This is a genomic window from Pseudomonas sp. Tn43, assembly GCF_014192635.1.
GTDB lineage: Bacteria > Pseudomonadota > Gammaproteobacteria > Pseudomonadales > Pseudomonadaceae > Aquipseudomonas.
This window is the reverse complement of the sequence record NZ_JACHYG010000001.1, coordinates 965,054-986,024: the sequence shown is the minus strand read 5'-3', so window position 1 is coordinate 986,024 and position 20,971 is coordinate 965,054. Positions and strand designations below refer to the sequence as shown.

Annotated in this window: 19 protein-coding genes and 1 rRNA gene; 14 read left to right on the top strand and 6 right to left on the bottom strand. The window is 59.5% G+C overall.

Annotation, left to right across the window (positions count from 1 at the left end; translation table 11 throughout):
* From rrf to FHW68_RS04330, 5 genes are all read left to right on the top strand, one after another.
* Positions 1–94 (top strand): 5S ribosomal RNA (rrf, locus tag FHW68_RS04350); the annotation flags it as partial.
* A 331-nt stretch (positions 95–425) separates the two neighbouring features.
* Positions 426–2,330, top strand: a complete 1,905-nt coding sequence (locus FHW68_RS04345) for a sigma-54-dependent Fis family transcriptional regulator (RefSeq protein ID WP_183678997.1) — start codon at positions 426–428, stop codon at positions 2,328–2,330.
* A complete protein-coding gene (locus FHW68_RS04340) occupies positions 2,330–4,048 on the top strand; it encodes an ABC transporter ATP-binding protein (RefSeq protein WP_183678995.1) in 1,719 nt (572 codons plus the stop codon). The genes FHW68_RS04345 and FHW68_RS04340 overlap by 1 nt, the downstream gene beginning before the upstream one ends.
* Entirely contained in the window at positions 4,038–4,715 is a 678-nt protein-coding gene (locus FHW68_RS04335; RefSeq protein WP_183678993.1) for a S8 family serine peptidase, read from the top strand. Before FHW68_RS04340 ends, FHW68_RS04335 begins: the two co-directional genes overlap by 11 nt.
* Positions 4,712–6,007 (top strand): FAD-dependent monooxygenase, encoded by a 1,296-nt coding sequence (locus FHW68_RS04330; protein ID WP_183678991.1) that lies wholly within the window; start codon positions 4,712–4,714, stop codon positions 6,005–6,007. The genes FHW68_RS04335 and FHW68_RS04330 overlap by 4 nt, the downstream gene beginning before the upstream one ends.
* A gap of 138 nt (positions 6,008–6,145) precedes the next feature.
* Here the strand turns inward: FHW68_RS04330 and FHW68_RS04325 are convergent, their stop codons facing one another.
* Positions 6,146–7,636, bottom strand: coding sequence for an aldehyde dehydrogenase (locus tag FHW68_RS04325; protein WP_183678989.1), 1,491 nt, complete (start codon positions 7,634–7,636; stop codon positions 6,146–6,148).
* A 283-nt stretch (positions 7,637–7,919) separates the two neighbouring features.
* Between FHW68_RS04325 and FHW68_RS04320 the strand changes: the two genes are divergently transcribed.
* The 5 genes from FHW68_RS04320 (at position 7,920) to peaD (ending at position 13,163) form a co-directional block, all read left to right on the top strand.
* The gene (locus tag FHW68_RS04320; protein WP_095634618.1) at positions 7,920–8,174 is read left to right on the top strand and encodes a DUF1652 domain-containing protein; all 255 of its coding nucleotides are present in this window, start codon (positions 7,920–7,922) and stop codon (positions 8,172–8,174) included.
* Between the two features lie 408 nt (positions 8,175–8,582).
* Positions 8,583–10,163, top strand: coding sequence for a quinohemoprotein amine dehydrogenase subunit alpha (peaA, locus tag FHW68_RS04315; RefSeq protein ID WP_183678987.1), 1,581 nt, complete (start codon positions 8,583–8,585; stop codon positions 10,161–10,163).
* An 83-nt stretch (positions 10,164–10,246) separates the two neighbouring features.
* Complete coding sequence (peaB, locus tag FHW68_RS04310) at positions 10,247–11,677, top strand: quinohemoprotein amine dehydrogenase maturation protein (RefSeq protein ID WP_183678985.1); 1,431 nt, start codon at positions 10,247–10,249, stop codon at positions 11,675–11,677.
* 1 nt (position 11,678) lies between these two features.
* Positions 11,679–12,002 (top strand): quinohemoprotein amine dehydrogenase subunit gamma, encoded by a 324-nt coding sequence (gene qhpC, locus FHW68_RS04305; protein ID WP_046032633.1) that lies wholly within the window; start codon positions 11,679–11,681, stop codon positions 12,000–12,002.
* A gap of 42 nt (positions 12,003–12,044) precedes the next feature.
* Positions 12,045–13,163: a quinohemoprotein amine dehydrogenase subunit beta gene (peaD, locus tag FHW68_RS04300; RefSeq protein WP_183678983.1), complete on the top strand. Its 1,119-nt coding sequence runs from the start codon at positions 12,045–12,047 to the stop codon at positions 13,161–13,163.
* Positions 13,164–13,305: 142 nt separating this feature from the next.
* Here the strand turns inward: peaD and FHW68_RS04295 are convergent, their stop codons facing one another.
* Together FHW68_RS04295 and FHW68_RS04290 are read right to left on the bottom strand one after the other, a co-directional pair.
* Complete coding sequence (locus FHW68_RS04295) at positions 13,306–13,707, bottom strand: lysozyme inhibitor LprI family protein (RefSeq protein ID WP_095634614.1); 402 nt, start codon at positions 13,705–13,707, stop codon at positions 13,306–13,308.
* A 48-nt stretch (positions 13,708–13,755) separates the two neighbouring features.
* The gene (locus FHW68_RS04290; RefSeq protein WP_183678981.1) at positions 13,756–14,676 is read right to left on the bottom strand and encodes an ADP-ribosylglycohydrolase family protein; all 921 of its coding nucleotides are present in this window, start codon (positions 14,674–14,676) and stop codon (positions 13,756–13,758) included.
* 197 nt (positions 14,677–14,873) lie between these two features.
* Between FHW68_RS04290 and FHW68_RS04285 the strand changes: the two genes are divergently transcribed.
* The gene (locus tag FHW68_RS04285) at positions 14,874–15,365 is read left to right on the top strand and encodes an SRPBCC family protein (RefSeq protein WP_095634612.1); all 492 of its coding nucleotides are present in this window, start codon (positions 14,874–14,876) and stop codon (positions 15,363–15,365) included.
* Positions 15,366–15,908: 543 nt separating this feature from the next.
* On the opposite strand, the gene FHW68_RS04280 is transcribed toward FHW68_RS04285, so the two are convergent.
* Entirely contained in the window at positions 15,909–17,234 is a 1,326-nt protein-coding gene (locus tag FHW68_RS04280; protein ID WP_183678979.1) for a PLP-dependent aminotransferase family protein, read from the bottom strand.
* A gap of 88 nt (positions 17,235–17,322) precedes the next feature.
* On the opposite strand from FHW68_RS04280, the gene FHW68_RS04275 reads away from it, so the two are divergent.
* Both FHW68_RS04275 and FHW68_RS04270 read left to right on the top strand, forming a co-directional pair.
* Entirely contained in the window at positions 17,323–17,952 is a 630-nt protein-coding gene (locus FHW68_RS04275; protein WP_183678976.1) for a LysE family translocator, read from the top strand.
* A 26-nt stretch (positions 17,953–17,978) separates the two neighbouring features.
* Positions 17,979–18,317 (top strand): antibiotic biosynthesis monooxygenase, encoded by a 339-nt coding sequence (locus tag FHW68_RS04270; protein ID WP_183678974.1) that lies wholly within the window; start codon positions 17,979–17,981, stop codon positions 18,315–18,317.
* 90 nt (positions 18,318–18,407) lie between these two features.
* On the opposite strand, the gene inhA is transcribed toward FHW68_RS04270, so the two are convergent.
* A complete protein-coding gene (gene inhA, locus FHW68_RS04265; protein ID WP_095634608.1) occupies positions 18,408–19,094 on the bottom strand; it encodes an isonitrile hydratase in 687 nt (228 codons plus the stop codon).
* Between the two features lie 90 nt (positions 19,095–19,184).
* Here inhA and FHW68_RS04260 point away from each other — a divergent pair, with 90 nt between their 5' ends.
* A complete protein-coding gene (locus FHW68_RS04260) occupies positions 19,185–20,177 on the top strand; it encodes a GlxA family transcriptional regulator (protein ID WP_183678972.1) in 993 nt (330 codons plus the stop codon).
* 32 nt (positions 20,178–20,209) lie between these two features.
* On the opposite strand, the gene FHW68_RS04255 is transcribed toward FHW68_RS04260, so the two are convergent.
* Positions 20,210–20,599, bottom strand: coding sequence for a hypothetical protein (locus tag FHW68_RS04255; protein WP_095634606.1), 390 nt, complete (start codon positions 20,597–20,599; stop codon positions 20,210–20,212).
* Between the last annotated feature and the right edge of the window lie 372 nt (positions 20,600–20,971).

The following is a 20,971-nucleotide window of genomic DNA, read 5'->3' as shown; positions in this document are numbered from 1 at the left end:
AACCACCTGATCCCATCCCGAACTCAGCAGTGAAACGATGCATCGCCGATGGTAGTGTGGGGTTTCCCCATGTGAGAGTAGGTCATCGTCAAGATCAAATTCCGAAACCCCTATCTGCATCTGCAGGTAGGGGTTTTGTTTTGTCCGCAGGAAAGTGCCGCGGTGGTTACATTCGGCTGCATTGTTCATGACGTTTCGGTAGAACGGGCGCAGCTCGTTTCTTAACAGACTGACTTGAAGATCACGGATCGGCATCCTTTACATCAAGAGTCGATGCAGGCGGATTGATCTATGATCGAGATCACGTGGTGCAACGGACCAAACCCAAGCGCCATAAGGCACTTGCCATAACCCTGACGTTAACGTAAAGATTGCGACAGGGCGCTGAACTTAAAAGTGCAGGGCGGACCGATCCGGAGCGCTTGATGACGCTAATAAAAACAACTTCCCCCAAGCTGCACCGCGAAGCTCGATTGGCGCGGGAAAAGCTTCATCTCGAAGGCGCCGTCCCTGATGGCGTATTGCGTGCGGAAATCGATGCGTCGTGGCGGCGTAGCCTCAGCCATGGCGTGCATTTCAATGCCAAGCATGAGCTGGCGCTGGAATCGAGCGCGAGTCTTGAAGTGCTGCTGGTGAGCAATCGGTTGTTGATCGATGCGGCGATGCCGGCAATCGACTATCTGGCCGAGCGTCAGGGCAAGGAAGGGCTGATCATCCTGGCCAATTCCGACGCCACTATCCTCGCTGCCGAAGGTCGCGCCGACCGCTTCAGGGGTAGCGGCCTGCAAGACATCGCTCTCGGGGCCTGCTGGAGCGAAGCGGCGCGTGGCACCAATGCGCTGGGTACCGCATTGGTCGAAGCCCGGCCAACTTTGATCGATTGCGGCGAACATTACCTTGATCGCCTGACTGATTTCTCCTGCACCTCAGTGCCGATTTATTGTCCTCAAGGCGACATCCTCGGTGTGCTCGACCTGACCCGCGAAGGCCCGCTCGGCCGTGTTCACGACAGCACCGCGTTGCTGACCATGGCCGTCAGCCAGATTGAAAGCCGCGTGTTCAACGCCAGTTACCCGGACCAGATCGTTCTGGCCTTCCACAGCCGTCGACAATACCTCGAATCCCCTTGGCAGGGCTTGCTCGCGGTGAGTCTCGGCGGGCAAATTCTTGCGGTCAGTGCCCAAGCCTGTCAGTTGCTCCACGCCGAGCGTTCGGCGTTGGTAGGGCGACGCTGTGAAGAGTTTCTGGGTATCGATGGCCTGCAATTGTTATCGCGACTGCATCAGGGCGGCATCGGCAGTTTGCAAACCGCCAAAGGCGAATTTTTCTACAAAACCCTGCGCGCACCGCAGCGGTCGATCAATGTCAGCACCCCATCACGCAGCTCAGCCAAAACTGCCAAACCACAGCCTGATCTCGAATCCCTGGCCGGTAATAATGCCCGTTACGCCCGGACGTTACGCATGGCCCGCCAGGGCCTGGCCAATGAACTGCCGGTGTTGCTGCTGGGCGAAACGGGCACCGGTAAAGAAGTGATTGCCCGAGCGCTGCACATGGCCGGTACGCGCTGCGACAAACCTTTCGTCGCGGTGAACTGCGCAGCAATTCCTGAAGGCCTGATCGAATCGGAGCTGTTCGGTTACCGCGAAGGCGCCTTCACCGGTTCGCGCCGGGGCGGGATGGTCGGTCGCTTGCAACAGGCCCATGGCGGCACGTTGTTTCTCGACGAAATTGGCGACATGCCGCTGGCCTTGCAGGCTCGTCTGCTGCGGGTCTTGCAGGACCGCAAGGTTGCACCGCTAGGTGCTGGAGAAGAGCAAGACATCGACATCGCGCTGATCTGTGCCACTCACCGCGACCTCAAGCGTCTGGTGGAAGACAAGCACTTCCGCGAGGACCTGTTCTACCGGGTCAACGGTATCAGTGTGATGCTTCCGGCCCTGCGCGAACGTGACGACTTCAATGGCCTGGTCGAGCGTTTGCTGGCCAAACTCGGCGCGCCTACGGTGGTCCTGCATGATGATTTGATGCGTTTGCTCGGCAACTATCATTGGCCAGGCAACATTCGCCAATTGGAAATGGTTTTGCGCACCGCGCTGGCCATGCGCGAGCCGGGAGACACCGTGCTCACCCTCGACCATTTGCCTGACAGCATGCTCGACGAATTGACCGCCGGCGAACGCCCTCAGGGCGGCAGTATTCGTGAACAGGAACTGGAGCTGATTCGCCAGTCCCTGGATACTCACCAAGGCAACGTCTCCGCCGCCGCCGATGCCTTGGGCATCAGTCGCGCGACCCTGTATCGCAAGCTTAAACAGTTGCGTTCGTGATGCTGCGCTTGATCGTTCGGCTGATCGACAGCCAGAACCCCATGGCCCTGCAAGCGGCATTGCGCTGGCTGTACAGCTTCGTACGGCCGCATCGGTGGGCGATTGCCGGGCTGCTTGGTCTGTCGGTCTGCGCTTCGTCGCTGGTATTGGTACAGCCCTGGCTGACCAAACTGCTGATTGACGATGGCCTGCTGGCGCGCAATTTTCCGATGCTGGTGCTGATCGCCGGGCTGATGATCGTCGCCGGGTTGTTAGGCACGGCGCTGTCGGGCATCAATCGGTACCTGCACACGCGACTGTCCGGCCGGATTCTGTTTTCCCTGCGCGATGACCTTTATCGGCATTTGCAAACCCTCTCGCCGGGTTTCTACGGCCAGCGGCGAATCGGCGATTTAATGTCGCGCCTCGATGGCGATGTCGCGGAGATCCAGCGCTTTGCCGTGGACTCACTGTTCTCTGCGGTGTCGAGCGTGATCGGTCTGGTGGTCGCTGTGGCGATGTTGGTGACGTTGTCGTGGCAACTCTCGCTGCTGGCCCTGGTACTGATTCCGCTCGATGTGCTTTGGCTGCGCTGGATGCGGCGTAAAGTCGAGCGCGATGTGCGGCAGTTGCGCGAGCGTTCGGCGGACATGTCCTCGTTCATGATCGAGACCTTGCCGGTGATGAAATTCATCCAGTCCGCCGGTCAGCAACAGCGAGAAGCGCGGCGGCTGGAGACGTTGGGTCACGGGTATATGAGTCAGCTTCTGCGCCTGCAAGTCACCGAATTTGTCACTCAAGCGGTACCCGGAACCCTGACGTCGTTGTCCCGGGCCTGCGCGTTTTTGATTGGCGGTTACTGGGTGGTGCAAGGGACTTGGCAACTGGGCGCGCTAATCGCCTTTTCGACCTATCTTGGGATGGCGGTCGGCCCGGTTCAGAGCCTGCTCGGGCTCTACGTCGCGGTTCAGCGGATGACCGTCAGCCTCGGGCGAGTCATGGAGTTGCGCGGTGAAGAACCGACCGTGCTGACGCCGGTTGTGCCGCAGCCGATGCCGGCTTCTGGCGAATTGCGTTTCGACAACGTGCACTTCAGCCATCCCGGTCGCCCCACGACTTTGCGCGGCATCGAAGCGCGGATTCCCTACGGTTTGAAAGTCGCCCTGAGCGGTGGCTCCGGTGTCGGCAAATCGACCCTGATCGACCTGCTGCAACGGCACCATGATCCGCAATCCGGCCGGGTGTTGCTGGGGGAAGTCGATCTGCGGGAACTGGACCTGTTCCAGTTGCGTCGGCGGATCGCCGTGGTCAGCCAGGACATCGTATTGTTTCGCGGCAGCCTCGCCGACAACCTGGCCTACGCCGCGCCGCACGCCAGTCGCGAAGCCATTGCCGAAGTGGCACGGCTCGCGCAACTCGACAGCTTGATCGAATCCCTGCCGGAAGGCCTCGACAGTCCTTTGGGCGAGCGCGGCCAGCAGTTGTCCGGCGGACAGAAACAGCGCATCGCCATCGCCCGGGCGTTGCTGCAGGATCCGTTGATTCTGGTGCTGGACGAAGCAACTTCGGCGGTCGATGAAGCCACCGAGCGCGAAGTGATCGAGGCCATTGATCGGCTGTTCGCCGGGCGTACACGAATTCTGATCAGCCATCGCCCCTCGACCCTGGCCGATGCCGATCTGCGCTTTGAATTGCTGGATGGCGTGCTCACGTCCAAAACGGTGCAGCATGAAGCCTGAACTGCGGATTGGTGTGGTGGACAGCGGTCACTCAGTGGCGCAACGGGTGCAGGTTGTGGCCGGTCGACGGTTCTCGTTGCTGGAAGACGGACTGCTCGAAAGCGATGTGCGCGACGATCCGCTGGGCCATGGTAGCGCGGTGATCGAGGCCATTGGCCGACGGGCGCCTTCGGCAGTTTTTTGCGTGGCCCAGGTGTTTGACCAGCGCGGCGTCACCAGCGCCTTGCAAATCGCCACTGCGATCGATTGGCTGAGAGCGCAGGACGTGCGGTTAATCAATCTGAGCCTCGGTTTGCGGCAGGATCGCCGTCTGTTGCGTGAAGCCTGCGCGTCAGCGGCAGCACAGGGCATTATGCTGTGTGCATCCAGCCCGGCCCAGGGCGAGGGTGTGTTTCCGGCGAATTATCCTCAGGTGTTGCGGGTCACCGGCGATGCGCGTTGCGCCGAGCAGCAATGGTCGTGGCTCAATAGCGCCCAGGCGGATTTTGCCGCGTGTGTTCATGGCACCTATCCAGGGCAGTCTGGCGCGAGCCTCGGTTGTGCGGCATTGAGCGGGCACATCGCAAGCTTCCTGGTTGAAAATCCCGAGGCGAGCAACGAACAAGTAGTCGAGTGGCTGCGTGAGAACGCCCGTTATCGTGGTCCTGAAAGGCGCTCCGGAGCATGAACCCGATTGTGATTCTTGGTGCCGGGCCTGCGGGGGCGGCGGTGGCCCTGGGGCTGCGACGGCTCGGGTATGCCGTAACGCTGGTCAGTGAATGGCGACGGTTTGCGGCGCTGGAAGGGGTTTCCGTGCGGGTGCTCGATGCCTTGCGGGCGGCGGGACTGCATCAAGCGCTGACGGATGCGGCGCAGCCTTCCCAAAGGCAGGTGTCCTGGAACGGCCAGCAGCATGCGCAAAACATCGAATTTCTCCTGGATCGCCCGAGCTTTGATCGAGGCTTACGGCAGGATTTGCGGCTGGCCGGCGTCGAACTGATCGAAGCTCGGGTGCTGGCGGTGCAGTCGACGGCTTCGGGGCATCGAATCGAACTGGAGGGACGCGAAGCACTGGTCGCGGATTTTCTGGTGGAGGCTCGCGGGCGCCAAGCGCCGACACTCGGCAAAGGCCTGCGTGGGCCGGAGACGGTCAGCTTGCTCAATCGCTGGCAAGGTGCGCCGGGTACAACGGCCAGCGCTGTGGAGAGCCTTGAGGACGGCTGGGCCTGGATGGCGCGACGGGCCGACGGCCAGTGTTACTGGCAATGGACGGTGGACGTGGCCAGTGCCGAGTTGCCGGGCAAGGCTATATTGCTCGATTACTGCCGTCAGCGACGCCAGGATTCGGCGTTGGCCCGGGAGTTTTTCGGGAATGAGCCGGAAACCGATCTGCACCTGCATGCCCGCAGCAGCACGGCAATTGTGTGTCCGCAGGTGTGTGGCGATCACTGGATTCGGGTGGGCGACGCGGCGATGGCGGTGGATCCGCTGTCAGGTAATGGCATCTTTCAGTCATTGTCTTCGGCGTTGCAGGCGCCAACGGTGATCAACACGCTATTGCGCAAACCTGAGCGGGCGTTGCTGGCCCAGCGTTTTCATCAGCAGCGGGTGGAGCAGTTGTTTTTGCGTTTTGCGCGTATTGGCCGGGATTTTTATGCCGATGAGCAGCGGTGGCGGGATCAGCCGTTCTGGCTGGCGCGGCGGCAGTGGCCGGATGCTGAAGTGGCGCATGCCGAGGCGGATTTTTCCTCGTTGAGAGTCGAGCGTGCGCCGGTACTGCGCGATGGATTTGTGGATGAGGCCGAGGTGGTGATCACAGCGGATCAGCCGCTGGGGATCTGGCATGTGCAAGGGGTGGAACTGGCACCGTTGGTGCGGCAGTTGCGCACCGAGCCGGCCGAGCGGGTGTTGGCCGGATTGACGATGGAGCAGGGGCGGTTGGTTCGGGGGTGGTTGATCGCACAAGGTTTCAAACCCTGAGATTCTTGTTGGCCGGTGCGGCCCTAGCGCGGGTAAGCCCGCTCCCACAGGTTTTGTGATGAAGCTGCAATCTGCGGCATCACACAAATCACTGTGGGAGCGTGCTTGCCCGCGATGGCGGCCTTGAGATCGCCGAAATTACAACTTGATCAACACCGACTTCAACTCGGTGTAATGCTCGATCGCCGCATACCCCATTTCACGCCCGACCCCCGACATCTTGTAGCCGCCAAACGGCAGCGCCGGGTCCAGGGCGCTGTGGCAGTTGACCCACACCGAGCCCGATTTGATTCGCGGAATCATCCGGTGCACCGCCGCCAAATCATTCGACCAGATGCTCGCTCCCAGGCCGTAAGGGCTGTCATTGGCCATGCGCAACGCATCGGCTTCATCATCGAATGGAATCGCCACCAGCACCGGGCCGAAGATTTCCTCCTGCACCAGCGAATGTCGCTGATCGACATCGACAATCACCGTTGGCTTGACGAAATACCCGGGCCCGAATTGCTCGCCACCACAGGCGATGGTCGCGCCACTTTCCCGACCCTTTTCGATGTAACCGTAAACCCGCTCCTGTTGGCGCGCCGAAATCAGCGGCCCCATTTCGACACTCGGGTCCAGGCCATTGCCGAGCTTCATTGCATTGGCGATGTCGGCGATGTCCGCCACCACATTGTCGAAATGTTTGCGCTGCACATACAGCCTGGAACCGGCACAGCAAACCTGGCCCTGGTTGAAGAAAATCGCACTGGCGGCACCCGCTGCTGCGGTCTTCAAGTCGGCATCGGCCATGACGATGGTCGGCGATTTGCCGCCCAGTTCCAGCGTGACCCGGGTCATGGATTCCATGGCGATTTTGCCGATCTGCTTGCCCACGGCAGTGGAGCCGGTGAAGGTCAATTTGTCCACCAGCGGGTTATGGGTCAGGGCGGACCCCGCCGTGATGCCGGTGCCGGTGACTACGTTGAACACGCCTTCGGGGTAACCGGCTTCCAGCACCAGCTCGGCGAGTTTCAGTGCGGTCAGCGGGGTTTCGTCGGCGGGTTTAAGCACTACGGTGCAACCGGTGGCCAAGGCCGGGCCGAGTTTCCAGCAGGCCAGCAGCAACGGGAAATTCCAGGCGACGATGGCGCCGACCACGCCCACCGCTTCGCGGCGAATGAAACTGTGAAACTGATCGTTGGGCATCAGCGGCAGCGACACGTCAACGCTGGAGCCTTCGATCTTGGTTGCCCAACCGGCCATGTAGCGCAGGAAGTCGATGGACAGCTGCACGTCCATCACTTGGGCCACCGCCGCGCTTTTACCGTTGTTCAGGCATTCGAGTTGCGCCAGCAGTTCGGCGTCGCGCTGCATCAGGTCGGCGAGTTTCCACAACAGGTTCTGCCGCTCCCGGGGCCGGGTGTGGGTCCAGGCTGAATCGTCGAAGGCCTGACGGGCGGCGAGTACCGCGCGGTCGACATCCTCGGGTGTGGCCCGTGGCACCACGCACAGGACTTCGCCGGTGGCGGGATTGTGCAGGGGCATGGTCTGGCCGTCGGCGGCCTCGACCCAGTCACCGCCGATAAGCATGCGCGGTGCGCGCTGGATAAAAGCCGACGTGGCGGGAAGCAGATAGGGGAGGGGCATGACGAGACCTCTTGTTGTGCATGAGAACGGAGCTTTCTCCACGGTTGGCAATGGCTGTGCCAAGTATCAGGAACGGGCGGATAGCCCTTTGTCGGTGGGGTTTTGAGCCATGAAGGGAGAAGAGTGGCACCCAGGTTTTGTCGCAAATCGCGACAGCGGATGAGACGACGAGCAACCTGTTACGGTCTTGAGACACCTGCCATTGAGGATTAGAATTTTCAGGTTAATAGGGTGAATGATGGAGTATTTGCCCAGCCACACATCTGGCGTGAGGGAGGTAGCGATGTTCCTTTCAACCCTGGAAATTCAAAACATCATTGAGCACAGTTTTCTGCCCGCCGTGTGCACTTGCAGCCTGGAAGCGGACCAGTCCATGACGATTCGGGTCTGCGATTGCATGACCGGCAAAGTGGATCTGGTAGCCACCCATGTACCGGTATGGACACTGGACAGCCCCCACGCGATCGCATCGCTGGTCGCTGATATGCGGCAAGAAATTGCAGCTCACAAAAGCATTCACCCGACGTTTTTCAGCTGAGCCGATGGATGCGCCGCACCACGTCAGTGGTGCGGCGTATGTCCGTCGGGTCATGATGGATTTCCTGGAAACGTCCCGCTATCTACAACCCTCAAAAATCTTCTGCCCTTGTTGGGGCACCGCAACGTCGTGAGCGATGAAGTGTTCCGACCGCAGGCATCTATGCTTGTCTCAGACTGCAACAGCTGTCGCGATATTGGACGCGGGCATTCTCGTTCTGATGCGCTCAAAAGCCGATTTATTCAGTTAACTGATTGATTAAAAAGGTATTCCTTAAGCTGGCACGCTCCGTGTATTGCTCATCGCAGACGTTTCTCTTGCCTCCGTCAGCGGGTCACCGCCGACGGCAGAAACCATAAAAACGATAAGCCACAAAAATAAGAAAGCACCGTGCGAGGTTCGACGTAGATGAAGAGAAAACTCCGATCAGGCCTGAGTGTCAGTCTGCTGGCCGTGGCGGCCTGTGTGGCGCTGCATTCGCCTTACAGCCTGGCAGCTCGCGACGCCCAGACCATCCTCAAGGAAACCTGTCAGGGCTGTCATACCCCCGAAGCCGATAGTGCCCTGAGCCGCATCAGCCACCAGCGCAAAACCCCGGAAGGCTGGCTGATGAGCATCGCCCGGATGCAGACCATGCACGGTTTGCAGATCAGCGATGAGGACCGCCGAACCCTGGTCAAATACCTGGCCGACACCCAAGGCCTGGCGCCGAGCGAAACCGACGGCGTGCGTTATGCGCTGGAGCGGCGACTCAATACCGTCGAGAAATTCGACGAGCTGACCAGCCAGATGTGCGGCCGCTGCCACTCCGGTGCGCGGGTTGCCCTGCAGCGTCGACCGGCTCAGGAATGGGAGCGTCTGGTGAACTTCCACCTCGGCCAATGGCCGTCCCTGGAATACCAGGCCCTGTCCCGCGACCGCGATTGGTTCGATCTGGCCCGCAAAGACATGGTGCCGCTGCTGGCCAAACGTTATTCGCTGGACAACCCGGCCTGGAAAAAATGGCTGAGCAGCGCGCCGAAAGCCGAGGAGCTGGTCGGCGACTGGAGCTTCAGCGGCCACCTGCCGGGTAAAGGCGCACTGACCGGTGTAATGGGCGTGACGGCCGATGGCAGCGATACCTTCAAGATCAGCGTCAAAGGCCAATACGCCGATGGCACGCCATTCAACGGCGATGGCAGCGCGATTCTCTACACCGGTTACGAATGGCGCGGCAACGTGACCATCGATGGCGTGACCATGCGTCAGGTATTCGCCGCTCAGGACAACGCCATGCAGGGCCGGATGTTCGAAGCCGAGCACGACGAGCGCGGTCTGGACTTCGTCGCCGCCAAACAGGGTTCCAGTCGTTTGCTGGCGGTGCAGCCGGGTTATCTGAAGGCGGGCAGCGAAACCGAAGTTACCTTGATCGGCAGCGGTCTCACCGGCAAGCCGAGCTTCGGCAAAGGGGTGGAAGTGGTCGAGGTACTGGAGCAAAGTCCCGAACGTCTGCGGGTCAAACTCAAGGCGGCTGCCAATGCCCAACCGGGCCTGCGCAACGTCACGGTTGGCACGCTGAACGGCCCGACCCTGTCGGTCTACAGCAAGATCGCCGAAGTCAAAGTCGTGCCCGAATTCTCGGTGGCGCGGATTGGCGGGGGCGGCGGTTCAACGCCGAAAGTCCAGGGCCGGTTCGATGCGGAAGCCTGGGGCAAGGATGCCGATGGCAAGCCGTATCGCATCGGCGTGTTCCCGGCGCAGTGGAAAGTCGAAGCCTTCGATGAGCGCGCCAAAGAGGATGAGGACGTCAAGTTCGCCGGCACCATGCAGGCCGACACCGGCGTGTTCACCCCAGGCGATGCCGGGCCGAACCCTGCGCGCAAAATGTCCACCAACAATGCCGGCAACCTCAAGGTGATCGCCGCCGTGGACGATGCCGGGAAATCCCTGACCGGCGAGGGCCACCTGATCGTCACCGTGCAACGTTGGAACAATCCACCCATTCCTTGAGTTGGCTGAACGTACGCGTTTTTCAGACACTTTTTGGAATGACCGCAAGCCCTGAACCGGGGGTTTTGCACATGAGGTTTGCAATGGGCGCTATTTTGAATCTGGTCGAACGGAACCTGCACGAAGTGCATGTCGACGCCGACCGCATGCTGTTCCATATCCCCAGCAGTTCGCTGTTCGCCAGCGATGAACTGACGGGCTCCATCATCGATACCTTGCGCGGTCCTGGCTGTTCATCGGACGACTTGATCCAGCGGTTGGCCACACGCTTCAACGGCGAAGAAATCACCGAGACCTTGCGCGAGCTGATGGCTCTGGAACTGGTCAGCGACGGCTCGCCACTGACCCCGGACATCGGCACCAAACGGGTGGAGCGCACCGCGATCAATACCGTGGTGCTCAACGTCAACACCGGCTGCAACCTGAGCTGCACCTACTGCTACAAGGAAGACCTCGACAAGCCGTCGGCCGGCAAGAAAATGAACGTCGAAACAGCGGTCGCGTCGGTGGAAATGCTGCTGCGCGAATCCCCGGATGAAGAGCGTTTCACCGTGGTGTTCTTCGGCGGCGAGCCGCTAAGCAATCGCAAGCTGATCGAGTACATGGTCGACTACTGCGAGAAGCGCTTTGCCGAGGCGGGCAAGTTCGTCGAGTTCGTCATGACCACCAACGCCACGCTGCTCACCGAAGACACTGTGGATTACCTCAACGCCCATCGCTTCGGGCTCTCGGTCAGCATCGACGGGCCGAAAACCGTGCACGACCGCAACCGCATCACGGTGGGCGGGCAGGGCACGTATGACGTGGTGCGGCGCAAGGCCGAGATGCTGTTGTCACGCTACAACAGTCGTCCGGTCGGCGCGCGGGTAACCCTGACCACTGGCGTCACCGACGTTGAAACCATCTGGGATCACCTGTTCAACGAATTGGGGTTTGCCGAAGTCGGTTTTGCTCCGGTGACTTCCGGCGACATCAGCAGCTTCAACCTGACCAGTGACGAGCTGATCGAAGTCTTCGCTAACATGAAAAAGCTCGGCCGGCGCTATCTGGACGCGGCGCTGGAGCACCGCAATATCGGCTTCTCCAACCTGCACCAGCTGATTACCGACATCCATGAAGGCCACAAAAAGGCCCTGCCGTGCGGCGCGGGTCTGAAGATGCTGGCGGTGGACCACAAGGGCGAATTGAACCTGTGCCACCGCTTTACCGGTTCGAGCCTGCCGACCTTCGGCAACGTTCACAGCGGGGTGAAACAGGTCGAGTTGAACGACTTCCTGTCCCAGCGTCTGGACCGCACCAACACCGGTTGCGAAGACTGCCAGATCCGCAATCTCTGCTCCGGCGGCTGCTACCACGAGAGCTATGCCCGATATGGCGACCCGACCCATCCGACCTATCACTACTGCGAACTGATGCGTGACTGGGTCGACTTCGGCATTGAGGTCTATACCCGGATCATGGCTCACAACCCTGCGTTCATCAGCAGCTACATCACTCCGCGCAAGGCTCACTGACATGAAACATCTCAAGGCAATCAATAACAAAGCGCTGAAAATGGATCAGGCCGCGGCCGAAAACCGTATCGAGGAAGTTGTGGCGATGAGTTCCGTCGCCGGCTGCGCCTCGACCACCGACCCCGGTTGGGAAATCGATGCTTTCGGCGGTGTGTCGTCGTTGTGCCAGCCGATGGAAGCCGACCTTTATGGCTGCTCCGACCCGTGCTGGTGGCCGGCCCAGGTGCCGGACATGATGAGCACCTACCCGGACTGGAACAAGGATGCCCAGGCGTCCAACGAAAACTGGCGCAACCTCGGGACTGTCTTTCCTAAAGACAAATGATCGTCCATTGAAAGCAGTCGGACAAAGAAGAAGGATTCCAGCATGCCTAGCATCAAAGCCTGCGGCCTGGCCGCGTTCTGCCTCCTGAGCGCCATGTCGCTCAGTGTTCTGGCCGATGAAAGTACCGCGCTCCAAATCGGTCACGAATACATGGTGACCACCAATTACCCGAACAACCTGCACGTGATCGACCTGGCCACCGACAGCCTGTTCAAGACCTGCAAAATGCCGGACGCTTTCGGTCCTGGCACCGTGCAACTGTCTCCGGATCGCAAGACCGCTTACGTGCTGAACAACCATTACGCGGATGTCTACGGTGTTGAGCTGGACAGCTGCAAGCAGGTGTTCCACGCCAGCATCACCCAGAAGCCGGGGGAGAAAGCGAAATCGATGTTCGCCTTCACCGTCAGCCATGACGGCAAGGAACTGTTCACCATCGCCAACCCGACGTTAATGCTCAATGATCGCTACGAAGTGCAGCAACCCCGGCTTGATGTGTACGCCACCGACGCCGGCATGGACGCCAAGCCTGTGCGCAGTTTCCCGGCGCCGCGGCAGCTGACCATCATGCAAAGCGGCGACGATGGCACGCTGTATGTGGCGGGGGCGGATATCTACAAAGTCGATGTGAATACCGGCAAGTTCGACGTGCTGATCCCCAGTCGGCATTGGAAGCGCCCCAACTACAGTGCGCCGGATGTGCTTTACATATGGAATCAACAAACCTACCAGCATGATTTTTCGCTGCTCTACACTGCCGCGAAATTCAAGGACAAGAAGCAGGACCCGGCCACCGCCGAGTACGTTTACGGACTGTTCAGCATTGATCTGAAAACCGGCAAGACCGAGACCACCGATTTCGGCCCGTTGACGGAGATCTACTTCAGCGGCATGCGCTCGCCCAAGGACCCGAACCTGATGTTCGGTGTGCTCAATCGCTTGGCCAAGTACGACATCAAGCAACAGAAAATGCTGCAGGCGGCGACGCTTGATCATTCTTATTACTGCATTTCCTTCAACAAGGACGGCAGCAAGCTCTACCTGACCGGGACATTTAACGATGTGGCGATTTTCGATGCCGATAGCCTGAAGCAGATCGGCAACATCAAGTTGCCAGGTGGGGATATGGCGGTCACTACCACGCAGGTGTTCATGCGGTAATTGTGGTGCCTGAGCGGACGCCTTCGCGGGCAAGCCTCGCTCCTACATTGGGTTTTTTGGTGGACACACAATTTATGTACCGCCAAAGCCCCTTGTAGGAGCGAGGCTTGCCCGCGAAGAGGCCCTCAAGCACACCGCAGCCTCAAGCCTCAGGCACCGGACAACTCAAATCCCCTTCCTGGCACTTCAAATAAGTCTTGAACGCCTCGACCCGCCTCTTGGTCAGCTCAGTGGTGCAGTTGCTGTAGATCAGCGGATACACACTGCCACCCGCCACCCCGGACGCCGAGAACGTGCACTCGGCATCGCGAAACGCAATCCATGAGCGCTGCGCGCCGACCAACAGCTTTTTCGCCTCGGGATCGTCCTTCAACCGTGTGGTGATTTGCTGGTAAAGCGTATTCAGTTCCTTGTCGGCGGCTTTGTACTGCTGCGCCGCGCACTGATTCATCGTCGACTGGTCGGTGGCGTTGTCGCAGTCGATGGCTTGTGCAAAAGAAGCGAAAAACAGTGGCGTCAGTGCAAGGAGATAATGTGGAGGCATGAGGGGGCTCGCTGTGATGATGGAAAGTTGGGGGCAGTCTGGGAAGTTTCAACTTGTACCAAGGGCACCCGAAGCCGCGAGCAATTGGTCTGCACAGGCCTGGATATCATCGCGCCTGTGCAATTTCGCAAGCCACCCGTCAGGAATCGCCCGCACACCGTAGTGAGCCCCGGCCAACTGGCCGACGATGGCGGCAGTGGTATCGGCGTCATCGCCCAGGTTGGCGGCTTCGAGGATGGCGGCTTCAAAACTGTCAGTGTGGTGAAAGCACCACAAGGCCGCTTCCAGTGATGCAACGCAGTAACCGGTACCGCGAATATCTTCTCTGGATTTGCCGAGGTAATCGCCCCGGGCAATGTTCGCCACCTTCAACTCCACGAACGTCGTCTCTGGCAGGCTCTGCAAATCTTGCTTGGACGCTCCTTGCAATGCCTTGCGGATCAGCTCGGCAAGCAACTGACAGCATTCAAGTGCTTCCGGCGCCGCATGGGTCGTGCGCGAGCTGTCCGCGGAAAACCTCCTGATCCGCTCGGGGTCGGGAAAGTAGTACAACACTATTGGCGCTAACCGCATCAGCGAACCGTTGCCAGCTGTGTAGGGATCGGTGGAACCTGCGAATGGCTGACCGTTTTCGAGATAACGAGTCAGCGCTTCACGGACGGTCATGCCGATGTCGAAGCATTCGCCGGTCGAACTCAGGTAACCCGATTGCCACCAGTTGAGATAACGACCCATTTGATCGGCCGCATCAAAACCTTTTTTGTTCAGCAGGCTTTCTGCCAGGCAAAGCGCCATGGAAGTGTCATCGGTCCATTGCCCTGGCTTCAGATTGAACGGGCCGCCTCCAACCATATCGGTCAGCGGAGCGAATGAGCCGCGTGGCTGGAACTCGGCACGGGTGCCAACGGCATCCCCACACGCAAGCCCCAGCAAGGTTGCACGATAACGTTCCGTAAGTGAAGGCTGCATGAATCGTCCTTGTAAGGGTTCCCGTCGTTGCAAACGTTAGCAGTTTCAACCTGCTGACTCTTCCTTCAAACCAGAACTTATGGTCAAAACTGAGGCCGAATATTTCAGGCACGCTCGATGGCGGCATGCGTTTGATACAACTTTCAGGTTGGTCTTATGGTCTTTACAGGCCTACTGTTTACTACAGGAGGTGACTTATGAACCCAGCATCAGATCGCATCGAAAGGAAGATCCTGCTCAAGGCGCCGCGCTCGCAGGTATGGCGCGTGCTGGCCAATGCCGAAGTCTTCGGTCAATGGTTCGGCGTGGCGCTCGAAGGCAAGCGCTTTGTCGCCGGAGAGTGGACTCAGGGGCAGATCACTTATCCTGGTTATGAGCACTTGTTGTGGAATGTGCTGGTGGAGCGTGTCGAACCGGAGCGGGTGTTTTCGTTTCGCTGGCACCCGTATGCAGTCGATCCCGAAACCGACTATTCCCAAGAACCCACTACGCTGGTGAAATTCGAACTCCAGGATATGGACGAAGGCACATTGTTGACGGTTGTCGAGTCCGGTTTCGATCACATCCCCCAGTCGCGCAGGCTCAAGGCGTTCCGCATGGACAGCCGGGGCTGGGAAGAGCAGATGAATAATATCGAACAGTTTCTGGAAACAAATCCCAAGACTCACGAGCGGCGTCAGGGAAGTTAATGGCTGCAAGCCATGAAACTCGTGGCTTTAATGCATGATGGCGCAGCCATCCAAGGGTTTTCGGAGGGGCGGCTATAGCGAATGTCTTACACGCGATAGTAGTTATGTCGTCTATTGCAGATTGGATCCCACGCGTAATCTAACCCCATCAACTGAAGCACAGGAAGTGCTTCAGGGTCACGGATGATCGACCATAGCAAGGATCGCTGCCGACAGGGAGTCGATATGGTCTTGGGAAAAACCCGCTTCGGCGGGTTTTTTTTCGTCGTGCAAAAAAACGCGATCCTGTAGCAGCTGCCTTCGGCAGCTGCTACAGGGGAAGGTTTTCAGGCGCTGAATGGTCAATGGCTTACACGTAGTCAGTGGTATGTCGTCTTTTGATGCTTCACCGATGCGTTTAATCTGGATCCATCAACTGAAGCACAGGACGTGCTCAGGATCACGGATGATCGACCATACGCCAGGATGGCTGCCGACAGGATGTCGCAATGGTCTTGAGAAACCCGCTTCGGCGGGTTTTTTCATGGGCGTCAGAAAAGCCCGTCAGATGTCCACGACTTCACGCAAAGTTTCCAGGGCGCGCTTCAACACATCGAGGCTGATCGATCCCATGGCCACCCGCAGGGCAGGAGGCACATGAGTGGTCGTGGCAAAGGGTTCGGCGTTGGTTACCCGCACGCCTTTGCGTTCCAATTCGGCAACCACCGTCTCGGCCCGCAATCCTTCAGGCAATCTGAGCCAAAGGTAGTAGGAAGCGGGATGCGTCACCACATCGCAATGGTTCAGGATTTGCCGAGCCAGGTCCTGTCGTTGCCGGGCGTCCAGGCGCTTTTGCTCTTCGAGATTGTCGACCTCGCCGCTATCGATCCAGCGGCAGGCCAGAGCGACGGTCAGCGACGGAGTGCTCCATGTCGACACACGGATGGCTTGTTCCAGTACCGGCATCATCGCTTTGGGGGCAACGATGAAGCCAATGCGCAGACCCGAGGCAATGCTTTTCGACAGGCCGCTGATATACAGCGTGCGCTGCGGGGCCAAGGTAAACAGCGGTTTGGGCGCGGGTTCTGCGAGGAAGGCATAGGCGCCGTCTTCGATGATCAGAAAATCATAGCGTTCGGCCAATTGCACCAGGCGTTCACGGTCGGCGATGGACATCACCGTCCCCAGCGGATTGTGCATCGTCGGCATGCTGTAAATCGCCCGTACGGGGCGCCGTTTGCACAGTGCTTCCAAGGCGTCGAGGTCGGTGTGCCCGGCAATTTGCGGCAGGGCTTCGAGGTCCAGTCGATGGGCCTGGGCCAGGGTTTTCAGACCGGGGTAGGTAAGGGCGTCGAGGGCCAGAATATCTCCCGGCTGGAGTAATGCCATCAGCGTCACGGCAAGACCTTGCTGGGCGCCGTTGACGATCAGCACCTGATCTGCGCCCACTCGAATTTCCCGATTGCGTAAATGCCGGGCCGCCGTCTGCCGTTCATGCACCCGTCCGCCCTGAGGCGCGGAATGCAATAACGCATCGATATCCCCGGATGCGGCAATTGCTCGAAGACCCTCGCGTAATAACTCGTCCTGCCCGGGTACCGACGGGTAATTGAAGGTCAGGTCTACCATGCCGATACCCAAAGGTTGCTGTTCCAGCCCCAGCCCTCGAGGCAACGAAGTGTCGCGCACAAAGGTGCCACGGCCGGTTTCGCCTACGACCAGGCCGATCGCTTCCAGCTCGTTATAGACCCGCAATGCCGTGGCCAGCGCAATTCGCTCGTTCTGCATCAGCGCGCGAATGGTCGGCAATTGCGTGGCCGGTGGTAGTTCACCGCTGCGAATCTTCCCGGCGAATTCATCGACCAGGCGTTTGTAGCGAATACGGGTCATGAGTGGGGCTCTTTGTATCTGGATCAATTTTTTGTTTGTATCAGATTAGCGCTCTAATCTACAGGCTTTCCAGGACGGAGACTGCGCCGTGATTGACCCTGCAACCTTATCGATTTTCGTCGGTGCGGTGATGCTGCTGCTACTGTCGCCCGGGCCGAACATGGCCTTCGTGATCAGCCATGGGGCCAGTTATGGCTGGCGCGGTGGCGTGGCGTCGGGATTAGGCATTGGCCTGGCCGATCTGATTCTGACGGCGCTGACCGCGATGGGGGTTACGGCGCTGATTGCGAGTTGGCCGCCGGCCTTTGACCTGATCCGGTATGCCGGTGTCCTGTACCTGCTGTGGCTGGCATTCAAGGCATTGCAAAAAACCTCGGCCAGCGACACGTCGGATGTTGCGCGAGTGCCGCTCAAGACCCTGATGATTCGGGCAATGCTCAACAGCCTGTTAAACCCCAAGGCTTTGCTGTTTTTCATGGTGTTCCTGCCGCAATTCGTTGATGCGCAGCAGGGCCCCATTGCCTTACAGCTTGTGCTGCTGGGCGTGGTGCTGACGCTGGTCAGTGGTGTGTTTCACACCCTGCTCGGGGTTTTCGGCAGTACTGTCAGCGGGCGTATTTCCAGCCTTTCGACATTCGCCAAATGGCAGTCATTGGGGCTGGCCGCAGTACTGCTGTTGCTCGCCATCCGGTTGGCCCTGATGACCCGTCCGGTCTGACTCATTCACTGAAAAGGAACCTGTGCATGTACATCGCTTCGTTTATTTACAAACCCGGGCAACGGGACGAGGAGTTCAACCGCTTGAGCGCTTTGATCGACGAAGTCGCGATCAGCATCGAAGGGTTCGTGGGCACCCAGTCCTGGTGCTCGGCAGATGGCGAGCTGATCAACGCCAGTTACTACTGGCAGGACGAAGCCTCTATCCATGAGTTCGCCAGCCATCCCAGGCACCTGGAGGCCAAGCGACAGTACCGCAAATGGTACGCAGGTTATCAAGTGGTCATCTCTAAAGTGGAGCGGGCTTATGGCGATGGCACGGTCGAGCTGTTTGTGCCCAATGGTCGGCGTGCGGCGAATGCTTGAGAGGACGTTTTGGGGCTGCACAAAAACGGCGACGGATGTTGCGGCCTGAGCGACAGGCTGCGAGGGCGATAGCTCCCGCAGCCGGTTCTTTCACTGGCGGGCGAGTTTCGCCGCTGCACGTTCGGTGATTTCCGAGCGCAATGTCAACGACGCGACAGCGCGTTTGCGGGCTTCCTCCAGTACGCTGACCGGTGCTGTCTCGGGACTGCCAGAAGCAAACGGAGGGGCCGGAGCATATTCGAGCTGCAACTGCACCAGTTGCGCGGTGTCCTTATCAAACAATTCAGCCGCCAGGGTCAGGGCAAAATCGATCCCCGCGGTGATCCCGCCACCGGTCAACAGATTGCCGTCGCGCACCACCCGATCATTCACCGGGATCGCCCCCAAAACCCCGAGCAATGGGTGATACGCCCAGTGAGTGGTGGCGCGTTTGCCCTTGAGTAACCCCGCCGCGCCAAGCACCAGCGCGCCGGTGCATACCGAGGTGACATACCGCGCCTGGGCGGCCTTTGCCTTGATGAAGGCCAGGGTTTCGTCATCCTCCATCAACGGCCCGACGCCGCTGCCGCCAGGAATGCAAATCACATCCAGCGGCGGACAATCGTCGAACGTGGTGGTCGGTTTCAACACCAGCCCGGTACTCGCGGTGATCGGGACCAGGTTCTTCCAGATCAGATGCACCTTCACGTCCGGCAACGAGGCCAGCACGTCATAAGGGCCGGTCAGGTCCAGTTGCTGAACCTGGGGAAACAACAGAAAACCGATCTGCAACGTCATGGTGCTTTTTCTCCTGGTTGGGTGGACGGCTTCACTCTAGGCTCGTAGGATCTGGCGCATACGCCAATAACCCCACGAATTACGCCAAACATGCCCAGTACCCCGAAAACCATTCATGTGCTGGCCTTTGCCAGCGTACAAGTGCTCGACGTCACCGGCCCCTTGCAGGTGTTCGCTTCGGCCAATGACATTGCTCGCCAGCACGGTTTGCCGCCACCCTATGCGCCCTCGGTGATTGCCAGCGGTGGCGGGGCGGTGATGTCATCGGCGGGGTTGGCGCTGTTGGCAGAGCCGTTGCCGGATCAGGGCAGCGACACGTTGATCATTGCCGGAGGCTGGGGCGTTTACGCGGCGGCGCAAGACGAGTCGCTGGTGGCCTGGGTGCGTGAGCACGCGACGGGGTGTCGGCGGGTGGCGTCGGTGTGTACCGGGGCGTTTCTGCTGGCGGCCAGCGGTTGGCTCGATGGCCGGCGAGTGGTCACGCACTGGACTCGTTGCGAGCAATTGGCGCAGCAGCACCCCAAACTGCACGTCGAACCCAACCCGATCTTCATCAACGACGGCCCGGTCTGGACCTCGGCCGGGGTCACCGCGGGCATCGACCTGGCCCTGGCGATGGTCGAACAAGACCTGGGCCGAACCATGGCCCTGGACGTCGCCCGGCAACTGGTGGTGTTTCTCAAGCGTCCGGGTGGCCAGTCGCAGTTCAGCGTGACCCTGTCTTTGCAAAAAGAAGGTAATCGTTTCGACGAACTTCATGCCTGGATCAGCGAAAACCTCACCAAGGACCTCGGCATCCCGACCCTGGCCTTGCAGGCCGGCATGAGCGAGCGCAGCTTCGTCCGTCACTACCGCGCCGACACCGGCCAGACACCGGCGCGGGCCATCGAACTGATTCGGGTCGAGACCGCGCGAAGGCTGCTCAGCGACACCGGTGTGCCGATCAAACGGGTCGCGGTGCAATGCGGATTTGGCAGTGAAGAGACCTTGCGCCGCAGTTTTCTGCGAGCCATGGGCGTGACGCCGCAAGCCTATCGCGAGCGGTTTTGCGTCAGCTCACCAGCAGAACCAGTATTGCCTTGAGGGACGAGTCAAGTCGTCGTAGAGCCTTCCTCTCAGGCTTCGACGTCCACCACCTGATTGAAATACTTCGACCGGTCCGGTGTAAACGTCACGACCATTTTGGTTCTGGAACAGGTCAACGCCCGTTCTGCGCTCAAATCAATATCCAGATCTTCCCCGCGCAACCCCTGCCATTGGGCGAGGTATTTGAGGGATCCGTATTTTTCGAGTTTCTTCAGGCTGCGGCTGATGCCACCTTTCCAGCCCAGCACCGGGAGTTCGCCGATGAGGCATTGCTGGGCGAGGTCAGGAAAGCGGGCGGCGCGTTGGCGGCCGATTTCCCAGCATTTGATCAGGCCTTTGTCGTGGCCTTCCCACAATTCATCCCGGTTCAGGCCTGATCGGAGTGGGGTGTCGATGCTGCGATGGATACGCTGGGTCATTCTGGTTCCTTGAATTCGGGTTTTGTTGGACAGCTCCGCTGTGCCCGTTGACGTGGATGGTAGGGACGGATGTAGGCGCTGGCAACAAGGTATTTCCGGATGTAGGAATGAGTTACCGCGTATTGATTGGGCTGGTTTTGTTGAGTGATTGTAGGTTCGGCCTACCCGGTTCTGTGGCGAGGGGGCTTGCCCCGTTCGGCGGCGCAGCGGCCGCAAAACCAGCAAATGCGGTGCTTCTGGAGGAAATGGGTTGTGCATTCAAAGGGCCGCTACGCGCCCCAACGGGGGCAAGCCCCCTCGCCACGGAGGGACAGTAGTGGCTGACGGTGCGGGTTTAAGTTCATTGGGTGTAGCCTCGGTCCTACAAAAAAA

Bases quoted from the DNA above. Each gene is read 5' to 3' on its own strand.
- FHW68_RS04280 (WP_183678979.1), bottom strand. From the start codon at position 17,234: ATGACCCGTATTCGCTACAAACGCCTGGTCGATGAATTCGCCGGGAAG.
- peaB (WP_183678985.1), top strand. From the start codon at position 10,247: ATGGGCGCTATTTTGAATCTGGTCGAACGGAACCTGCACGAAGTGCAT.
- FHW68_RS04320 (WP_095634618.1), top strand. From the start codon at position 7,920: ATGTTCCTTTCAACCCTGGAAATTCAAAACATCATTGAGCACAGTTTT.
- qhpC (WP_046032633.1), top strand. From the start codon at position 11,679: ATGAAACATCTCAAGGCAATCAATAACAAAGCGCTGAAAATGGATCAG.
- FHW68_RS04340 (WP_183678995.1), top strand. From the start codon at position 2,330: ATGCTGCGCTTGATCGTTCGGCTGATCGACAGCCAGAACCCCATGGCC.
- FHW68_RS04290 (WP_183678981.1), bottom strand. From the start codon at position 14,676: ATGCAGCCTTCACTTACGGAACGTTATCGTGCAACCTTGCTGGGGCTT.
- FHW68_RS04270 (WP_183678974.1), top strand. From the start codon at position 17,979: ATGTACATCGCTTCGTTTATTTACAAACCCGGGCAACGGGACGAGGAG.
- FHW68_RS04345 (WP_183678997.1), top strand. From the start codon at position 426: ATGACGCTAATAAAAACAACTTCCCCCAAGCTGCACCGCGAAGCTCGA.
- FHW68_RS04260 (WP_183678972.1), top strand. From the start codon at position 19,185: ATGCCCAGTACCCCGAAAACCATTCATGTGCTGGCCTTTGCCAGCGTA.
- peaA (WP_183678987.1), top strand. From the start codon at position 8,583: ATGAAGAGAAAACTCCGATCAGGCCTGAGTGTCAGTCTGCTGGCCGTG.
- FHW68_RS04325 (WP_183678989.1), bottom strand. From the start codon at position 7,636: ATGCCCCTCCCCTATCTGCTTCCCGCCACGTCGGCTTTTATCCAGCGC.
- FHW68_RS04295 (WP_095634614.1), bottom strand. From the start codon at position 13,707: ATGCCTCCACATTATCTCCTTGCACTGACGCCACTGTTTTTCGCTTCT.
- FHW68_RS04335 (WP_183678993.1), top strand. From the start codon at position 4,038: ATGAAGCCTGAACTGCGGATTGGTGTGGTGGACAGCGGTCACTCAGTG.
- FHW68_RS04255 (WP_095634606.1), bottom strand. From the start codon at position 20,599: ATGACCCAGCGTATCCATCGCAGCATCGACACCCCACTCCGATCAGGC.
- FHW68_RS04285 (WP_095634612.1), top strand. From the start codon at position 14,874: ATGAACCCAGCATCAGATCGCATCGAAAGGAAGATCCTGCTCAAGGCG.
- inhA (WP_095634608.1), bottom strand. From the start codon at position 19,094: ATGACGTTGCAGATCGGTTTTCTGTTGTTTCCCCAGGTTCAGCAACTG.
- peaD (WP_183678983.1), top strand. From the start codon at position 12,045: ATGCCTAGCATCAAAGCCTGCGGCCTGGCCGCGTTCTGCCTCCTGAGC.
- FHW68_RS04330 (WP_183678991.1), top strand. From the start codon at position 4,712: ATGAACCCGATTGTGATTCTTGGTGCCGGGCCTGCGGGGGCGGCGGTG.